Source organism: Xanthomonas populi (assembly GCF_002940065.1).
Lineage (GTDB): Bacteria > Pseudomonadota > Gammaproteobacteria > Xanthomonadales > Xanthomonadaceae > Xanthomonas > Xanthomonas populi.
On sequence record NZ_MDEJ01000271.1, the window covers coordinates 1 to 1298 of the forward strand.

The window sequence follows — 1298 nt, forward strand, 5'->3', positions numbered from 1 at the left end:
CTGATCATGTCTGTCGTTCTCCGCTGGCAGGGCGTCAAGTCAATGATGGCAGATTGCTGGGGTTTTTAGAGGCTCCTTAAACAAGGTTTGCTGTGTTCGGCGTCACCAGATCGCTCAGGGCAAAGCCCATGTTCTGGCCAGCCGTCGCAGTAAAGGTCATATAGACATTCTGACCAGGCACCGTTGTAGCAAAACTGCCGCTGGCACCATTGGTGACTTGACCACCGGTGGCGCCGGTGGCCAGCGTCAGCTGCGTACTCAGCGACTCGCCATAGTACGGATCCACAAACACCGTATAGGTCCCTGTCATCGGTAGATTCGGCAGATTCAGCGTTGCTGCCGATGTCGCGCTGACGGCACTCAACACTGTTCCATCCGGCCTATACACCGTGTAATACGCTATGCGCTCTGCAGGCACTGTCGTTTGAGCCGCCACCTGCAACGCCACCGTCTGCCCTGCTGTACCCACAAAGCTCAAGCGCCCGTTCTGACCGCGACGACCCAGCGTCAGCGTCTGCATCTTGTCCGCAACAAGCGTTCCGGTCACATCCGTTGACAATGTGCTCTTGAAGCTCATTGTCTGGTCGCCGTTGTAAGGCGCATCGACGACGACGCTGTAGGTGCCGGCTACCGTGTTAAACAAATTGATCTGGCAACCGTTGCTGTTGGCGTAGCAGTACTGATCCGCCGCGTAGCTGCCGTCAGGTTTGTTGATGCGCAGGTACACATACGAAGCATTAAGTAGCACCAGATCACTGAGTGCAAATCCCAGGTTCTGACCCGCTGTCGCGCTGACCAAAAATCGCTTGCCCTGTGCCGCAGAAGCGAGCGATTGCGATAACGCAGAGCCATTGACGACCAATAATGGCGCTTTTTCTAAAGCCAGCTTCCAAGTAGCAGGCGCGCTGGAAGGACGCGATAGCAGCAAGTAGGTTCCGCCAATCGAAATCCTTGGTAGGTGCACAGTTGGATTTGCCGCTAAAACCGAGCCGGACGCAATGCTGACATTCGTTGGAGCATACGCGGTGTACTCGAGGGTCACTGCCCCAAGGCCGCTGAACTGCAGACTTGGAAAATCGCCAACAGCAGCGTCATACAACACAGCAACGGCCTTCCCAGTTGCATTGACTGCCAAGGTCTGCGCGGCAGCATCAAGCGTTAGCCGCTTCACGGACTCTATGTTCGCGGTTTCGACGCCTGTAGGAGCCACCACTACATCCTGACTCTGAGGTATCCCCACGTTTTTCAGCCCATGACCATCTGGTTGTAGACGTGTTCGGGCAGTGTGCGTAATCGCT

General features: G+C 55.9%; 1 pseudogene. It reads right to left on the bottom strand.

Going from position 1 to position 1298, the window contains the following annotated elements:
- Nucleotides 1-76 precede the first annotated feature (76 nt).
- Nucleotides 77-1298 (bottom strand): annotated as a pseudogene (locus XpopCFBP1817_RS20740) (hypothetical protein); the annotation flags it as partial.